Origin of the sequence: Sneathiella sp., assembly GCF_041689005.1 — a bacterium.
GTDB lineage: Bacteria > Pseudomonadota > Alphaproteobacteria > Sneathiellales > Sneathiellaceae > Sneathiella.
In genome coordinates this window covers 1-6149 of record NZ_JBDNHC010000161.1, presented here as the reverse complement: position 1 = coordinate 6149, position 6149 = coordinate 1, and the positions used below count along the sequence as shown (strand labels likewise).

Genomic DNA, 6149 nt, shown 5'->3' with positions numbered 1-6149 from the left:
GCAAGCCAGATACTCGGCCTTGTCGCGCATGGGGAAGACCCGGCAACGGCCAAGCAGGCAGAAAAAATGGTGCTTACCGTCGCCCAGCTTTGCGATCGATACCTTGAACATGGTGCGGCGACCAAGAAGGCGTCCACGCTGGCGACGGATCGGGGGCGCATTGAGCGGCATATCAAGCCACTGCTTGGCCGCATGCGCGTGCCCGACGTGAAGCGCTCTGACGTTACCCGGTTCCTGCAGGACGTTGCTGCTGGCAAGACAGCAGTGGACGTTAAGACAAAGGCGCGGGGCAGGGCGATTGTTCGCGGCGGCAAGGGCACCGCCACGCGAACGGTTGGCCTACTGGGTGGCATATTTTCGTTCGCGATCGAGTCCGGTTGGATCTCTGAAAATCCCGTTCGCGGCGTGAAGCGATACCGCGACAACCGCAACGAACGTTTCTTGGATGCGGCCGAGTTGACGAAACTGGGCGCGGCGCTGGATGCGGCCGAAGTAAAGGCGGAAAACCCCTATGCGCTCGCCATCATTCGGCTGCTTGTCCTGACAGGAGCGCGCAAGGGCGAAATCGAAAGCGTCCGCTGGTCCGAAGTGGACTGGCAATACTGCTACCTCCGCCTTTCAGACTCAAAGACTGGGCAGAAGCTGGTGATGCTGAACGGCGCTGCGCTTGAAGTCCTGAAAGCCGTGCCACGTCAAAACGCGTCCGGTTTCGTATTTCCGGCAACCCGGTCGGAAGGCTATTACGCGGGTACATCGAAGGTTTGGCGGAGAATCCGGCATGATGCCGGACTGGCGGGCGTCCGTCTCCACGACCTGCGCCACAGTTTTGCGAGTATGGCAGTTTCGGGAGGGGCCAGCCTGCCAGTAATTGGTGCTTTACTCGGCCATAGGGACGACTCGACAACGGCGCGGTATGCGCATTTGGCAAACGACCCGGTCCGCCAGGTTTCCAACCAGATCGGAGCTGCTCTTCACCGGGCAATGAAATCGGAAGAAAACGGGGAGGCGCAAGGTGCAGAAAGAACCAATTGAAGCTGGTTGGAATTTTCGGAAAGAGCTGGTCGCGGAGGACTTGCCTGAATCGGATAATATCTCAATTCGTGTAGCTGCCGCTTGGCTTGCAGGAATCCCAGCCAACGCGCTCCAGAATTTCGAAGCTGCAAGACCATCTCACCAAATGGGGAGGTCAGAGCAATCAATGCGTTTTTGGCGCGGCGTTTTCCAGCACATCATTGCCCTAGAAGACGGGCCAGCGCCCTTTCCGTGGCTGGACCTCATTTCTAATGACGCAGTTCGGAAAATCCCGGGCGAAGAACGCCGCGAAGAGACCGAAAAAAGGGTTCTTAAAGCTGCGCGACGGTACGTTTCTTTAAGTGGTCAGAGCTTTGATCAGCTTGCGGAATCTTGGTCTAACCATTTGCGATACCAAATTAAGAAAATTTGGGCGTTGAGGGATGCTCTAGGAAAAATATTGGCTGAACTGCCATCACTACTGCCCGACGATGCAACTGGCAAGATTGTTCGCGAGGCTATGGATGGGCGTCGGCAGGACGCTACAGGTGTTTGCATCTCCTTGCGCACCGGTTCGCTCGACCTCGTGAATTGGCCTGGCCATCCAAGCTCGCGCTTTTCTGAGTTGTGGCGACAAACAGGATCGGTGGATTTTCGCGAGACGTTGATTGGCGGACTTTTCTTTGATCGAAGTGCTCTAGTTGATTTCTTCGTTGTCAAGCCTGACCAGGACCGCGACAATTGGATTGGGTACATCCTCGGCTTGCGATGGTGGCCAGTTGAACTCGCAGTAGCCTATCTTGCTTTTGATGGAGAATGCCAACAGTTGCACAAAAACCATGAGGCATCGCGACAGATCGGTTATGGAAATTTCAGTTTCGTACCGCTAGTTGTTAATGACAGTGATGACGTCGTCGCAGTCAATTGTACACCGGCTACTGAACAGCTTACGCAAAAGCTGCAGGCGGGCAGTATTTCTGCGAAGGGACTTCTAAAACCTGCATTAGTCTTTCAGGAAATTGACGAGGCTGACTGGTTCGCACTCAATTTGTTCTCGCAGCAGTATCCAGACAAGTTATTTGCAGCAGAGAATGAATCGGACTTTGAAAGAAGCTGGCATAACATCACCGTGTCAGCTGCTGAAATACGCCAAATGTGTCCGCCGATTAAACCTTCAACTGGCAGAGGTTCGATTGGTTTGTTCGATGAGACTCGTCAGATCAAGTTGGATACACCAGACAAGCAGCAGCTTTGGAAACTAATTGAATTTTTAGAACGAGAAGCTGATTCTGCGAACTATCGCACCCATTCGAAATCTCGCGTTTTGGAGAACCTATTTCCCGAGAATACAGAGCGTTCTCGTCAGAGATTGTGGGACGCTGCGAATTATCTATTGCCTGAACATTTAGTCGATGTCTGGGGGGCTAAGGGCAGAAAAAGAGAAACGAAACCAACCGACTAAATCGATCAATGATTATTCCTTAATCGACCCGGATATTATCGACTGCTTTCCCAAGAGATACTCAGTGTGCCGGAATGCCCCGGCGTACTTCGGAGTATCTGGACATGGAACTTATCGACACAAATGAGCTAGCTCGGCGCACTGGCACTGGAGCCACTACCTGGGCAAAGCGGCGAATGCTTGGAGAACCTCATTCGCCTCGCTGGTACGCTTTGGGACGTTCGGTTCGCTACCGTTGGGCAGACGTGGAAATTTGGCTCGAAACGCGTCAGCGCAATAGCACATCTGAAGCCTCTTGATGTTGGCCCCATATAAGAATCGACCCCGGAGCGGACTGCAACTCCGCCGCCAGGGTCTTTCGAAAAAATCACCCCTCAAAGGAGACGTTTCGATGAAGCGGAGAATATCGCGTAGCCGTCGTGCACGCAATGACTATGAACTTCCACTGTTCGCCTGGGCTGAGAGCGTCCGTCGCCGCGCTCGTCCCCTTGCCGTTTCGCATATCCAGCGGCTTGGCGTTCGCTCGCCATCTGTCGCTGCGCTTGTCGCCGAACTGGCCGGTCTCAACGTTGGGGCTGATCATGAGTAACCCCCCTGAAGCGGCTTGCATTTACAATTATCCCGCCGGCTATTTCTTCCTGCGTGAATCGCTTGGCCCTCCAATCGGCCTCATGTTTGAGCTTTATGACGATACCGATTTCACCCACCGCCAGCGTGCAGCCTTCAAATCGATCAGTCTCCAGATGGTCGCGCTTGTAGATGATGATGAACTGGGACTTGTGGGAGCCTCACTCGAAGACCGCGTGCGCCTTGCCCTTTCCGTGAAGGAGAGGCGGGATGAGAGATAACTACAGGACTTCAGCGATGGCAGGATTGGCTCGCGAATCGGGTCGGGCCGTGGATTGCCTGACCGGCTTTGACCATAACGGCGGGGACACTGGTACATGGCCGGAGCCTGATCTTGGCCTCTTCGGAGAGGCTATGCCACGTTCTCCGAGGCTGCCGCTGCATTGCTTCGGAGCGGCGGGTGGCTACATCCAGCGCGCAGCAGCGGGGGCCAATGCGCCTGTGGACTATGTCGCGGCCACTCTGCTGGGTGCCGTGTCTGGCCTCATCGGCAAATCGGTTGAAGTGAGGATCACCCAAAGCTGGTATGAACCGCTCATCCTTTGGCTCGCCATCATAGGCCCGCCCAGTTCCGGCAAAACACCAGCTGCCAAGCCCATCCGCAAGCGCCTCTTCGCAATCCAGAAGCAGATGATTGCGGACCATGAGGCAAAGGTAGACGGGCTGATTGCGGACTTGAAGGCAAGTACGACACCTGGTGGAGACAAGAGGGCTGCAGCCGAGTTGCGGCAAGAACTGGAGCGCCTCGAAGCTCTGCGTGTCCAGCCGCCGCGGTGCCTTGTAGGGGATTCAACAGTGGAAGCGCTTGCTGACGTTGAACAACGCGCAGGGCTTGGCTTGCTAGTTGAGCGTGATGAACTGGTTGGTCTTATTGCGGCCCTGGAGCGCTATAACTCCGGCTCCGACCGTCCATTCTACCTCGAAGCATGGAACAATGGGCCCTTCTCGCTGGATCGGGTGAAGTACGGCAACAAATTCATACCGAAGCACGGCTTTTCTGTTCTCGGCGGCATACAGCCCGAGCGCTTGCGCAGCCTGCTGAGCCACAATGGAGACGATGACGGCTTCATGGCGCGGCTCCTGCCTTTTTGGCCCAATCCGGCGAAGCCCACGTGCATTCCTGAGGGGACCTACCAGAATGACATGGACCGTGCGCTCGAACGCATAGCGGGCCTTTCTATACCGGAGGGAGGGCTCACCCTTGGCCTGAGCCCGGAAGCGTTCGAGATATTCAATAATTGGTACAGCAACGATAATGCGTCCAGACATGGCACCCCCGGCAAGATCGGTAGCGCGTTCGGCAAGCTGCCCGGCTATGTCGCCCGCATTGCAGGCGTGCTGCACGTGTTGGATTGGGCTTTTGATGCAACGGTTGAATATCCGTCCAATGAAACGGGAGCTGAGCATCTGGGTGCCGCGCTTATCCTAGTGGAGGATTACATCGTACCGCAGATCCAGCGCGTCCACTACGGCGCGAACAAGTCCGATGAAGAAGCCGTTTCCGCAGCCATCCTTCAGCATTGCCACCAGAAAGACCTACGCTCTTTCAATCTCAGGGATGCCCGGCGCGAGTGGGGTATTCTGGGTGCACGGAGCAAGGATGCAACCAAGCTCTTTGATGCAGCTGTCGGTTTACTTGAAAAATCCGGCTGGGTGCGGATCTCAAAGGGCAAGACCCGGGCAAAGCATTTCGATGTCAATCCAGCTCTTCATAGGGAGAACATGACATGAGCTGGCGCGAGGCCGTTCGAAAGTACATTCCCGAAGACCCCGGCGTGCCAATCGTGCCAAATAGGCCAAAGGCCCGAGATAATCCGCCTATTGGCACGATTGGCACGTTTGGCACGGGTGCGGAGCAAGAAAACGGAGTTGGACAACATGACGCTCACGTTTCCGATTGGATGGAATTGGAGGAGCGCGCGGCCATCATGGAATACGATGGCGGCATGAGCCGGAAAGAGGCCGAGGTGGCCGCGAATAACATCATCCGGCTGAAGGAAAGGCGGTGAAATTAAATGACCATCAAGCGACGTATTCAATGGCTGGAGCGCATGATGCAAGAGCCCGCCCATGCTGCTGATGATCCTAACTCGGGGATCCGCAAGCTGAGAGCCTTCCTGGGGCTTCCACCGCTGCCGACAGGCTACATCCACCCGGCTTGCGAGAATGGCACCGGGGCCCCGCAAAGGACCGCTGCGCAAAAGCTGGAGGCGTTTCTCGCCAGTGTTGAGCAAGACAAGGAGGATCGTGATGACCATCAAAGACCGAATTGAGAAACTGGAACGCAAAGCGCCGGAGCGGGAAGCCCATCAGATCCGTTTCGGAAATCTTGCAGACCAACTTAGACGTGCGAGGCTGAGAGCTGGATTGCCGGAGCCCTCAAAAGCCTTGATGGAAAGGGAGTCCGACTGGCGGGAGCTGAGCATCGCCGAACGGCTTGACGCTGCACGCATTCGCAACCGTTAGCGCCTGTTTCCAAAGCGAGATATGGACGGGCCTGAGAAATGAGCCGTAAAAGCGGGCGCAACAAGTATGGCGCCAACGGCAAGGGAAACCCAGGTCAGAAGCCCGGCCTTACATGAAGGGGGCTGACAGGGGCTGGCGAGAGAACCCCGAATGAACAAAGGCGACAGGCTCTAGTCTACCGCCCTTTTTGTTTAAGCGTTGGCGAGTGGTACGCAGACCAAGCGTCGCTCAAGCTACTATTTCAGGTACTGAGAAATACATTGGCTCGCCAAATCACGAAACTCCGCGTTTAACCGAGATTGCAAATCGAAAGCAGGCCCAGTCATCAATCCACCTTTCTGGCAAAGCACGGTTGTCGCCCATCTCTTTTCTCCGGTGACACTGAGAACGATCTCCTGATAGTTACTCATTTCTAGGTTATACCCCACAGCGCACACCCCCCGGTTAAACACAGCAGTTGTGTTGACGCGCAGCGTAAGGGCTTCATCCGCGATTGCCTGCGCGCGTGTTCCAACCGGGATTCTATTATACCTCAATTCAGACTCTACCACCGCAACAATCGAGACGTTGCTGACCTCACAGG

At 55.6% G+C, this 6149-nt stretch carries 9 protein-coding genes; 8 read left to right on the top strand and 1 reads right to left on the bottom strand.

Annotated features, from left to right (window positions below; genetic code table 11):
• The 8 genes from ACESNI_RS17515 to ACESNI_RS17480 all read left to right on the top strand — a co-directional run.
• On the top strand, positions 1–1032 hold a 1032-nt coding region (locus ACESNI_RS17515; protein WP_373089368.1), incomplete at its 5' end, for a tyrosine-type recombinase/integrase.
• Positions 1013–2473 carry a hypothetical protein gene (locus ACESNI_RS17510; protein ID WP_373089366.1) on the top strand — a complete coding sequence of 487 codons (1461 nt, stop codon included), beginning with the start codon at positions 1013–1015 and terminating at the stop codon, positions 2471–2473. The genes ACESNI_RS17515 and ACESNI_RS17510, both read left to right, overlap by 20 nt.
• 391 nt (positions 2474–2864) lie before the next feature.
• Positions 2865–3062 carry a hypothetical protein gene (locus tag ACESNI_RS17505; protein ID WP_373089364.1) on the top strand — a complete coding sequence of 66 codons (198 nt, stop codon included), beginning with the start codon at positions 2865–2867 and terminating at the stop codon, positions 3060–3062.
• Positions 3055–3321 (top strand): hypothetical protein, encoded by a 267-nt coding sequence (locus tag ACESNI_RS17500; RefSeq protein ID WP_373089362.1) that lies wholly within the window; start codon positions 3055–3057, stop codon positions 3319–3321. The genes ACESNI_RS17505 and ACESNI_RS17500 overlap by 8 nt, the downstream gene beginning before the upstream one ends.
• A complete protein-coding gene (locus ACESNI_RS17495) occupies positions 3311–4831 on the top strand; it encodes a DUF3987 domain-containing protein (protein ID WP_373089360.1) in 1521 nt (506 codons plus the stop codon). The genes ACESNI_RS17500 and ACESNI_RS17495 overlap by 11 nt, the downstream gene beginning before the upstream one ends.
• Positions 4828–5109, top strand: a complete 282-nt coding sequence (locus ACESNI_RS17490; RefSeq protein ID WP_373089358.1) for a hypothetical protein — start codon at positions 4828–4830, stop codon at positions 5107–5109. Before ACESNI_RS17495 ends, ACESNI_RS17490 begins: the two co-directional genes overlap by 4 nt.
• Positions 5110–5115: 6 nt before the next feature.
• On the top strand, positions 5116–5373 hold the full coding sequence (locus ACESNI_RS17485; protein WP_373089356.1) for a hypothetical protein: 258 nt from the start codon (positions 5116–5118) through the stop codon (positions 5371–5373).
• Positions 5351–5566: a hypothetical protein gene (locus ACESNI_RS17480; protein ID WP_373089354.1), complete on the top strand. Its 216-nt coding sequence runs from the start codon at positions 5351–5353 to the stop codon at positions 5564–5566. Before ACESNI_RS17485 ends, ACESNI_RS17480 begins: the two co-directional genes overlap by 23 nt.
• A gap of 236 nt (positions 5567–5802) precedes the next feature.
• On the opposite strand, the gene ACESNI_RS17475 is transcribed toward ACESNI_RS17480, so the two are convergent.
• A partial coding sequence (locus ACESNI_RS17475; protein ID WP_373089352.1) for a hypothetical protein occupies positions 5803–6149 on the bottom strand: 347 nt, incomplete at its 5' end.